1 protein-coding gene is annotated in these 247 nt (G+C 68.0%); it reads right to left on the bottom strand.

What is annotated here, in order from left to right; all coding sequences use genetic code 11:
* Positions 1–247 (bottom strand): phosphoribosylaminoimidazolesuccinocarboxamide synthase (locus tag KVT32_RS31015; protein ID WP_305864350.1); only part of this gene is annotated, 247 nt, incomplete at both ends.

Here is a 247-nt window from a genome sequence, read left to right as displayed (position 1 = left end):
TCCGCCTGGCGCAGGCCGGCGGGCAATTCGATGCCGCAGATCTTGCCGCTTTGCTGATAGTCCTTCCAGCCCGAGCCGATGATGTAGCCGCGCACGGCGGCCTCGCCCAGGATGGGTTTCAAGCGCTTGGCGACGACGGCACGGCCGCGCACCTGCTCGACTTCCTCCGGCGCCACGACGCTCTCCGGCGCCACGCCGGTCAGGTGGTTCGGCACGATGTGGCCGAGTTTCTCGAACCAGAAGTCGC

Source organism: Achromobacter sp. GbtcB20 (assembly GCF_019091095.1).
GTDB lineage: Bacteria > Pseudomonadota > Gammaproteobacteria > Burkholderiales > Burkholderiaceae_B > Achromobacter > Achromobacter mucicolens.
The sequence above is the reverse complement of the archived record's forward strand: the minus strand, read 5'-3'. Positions and strand labels throughout refer to the sequence as shown.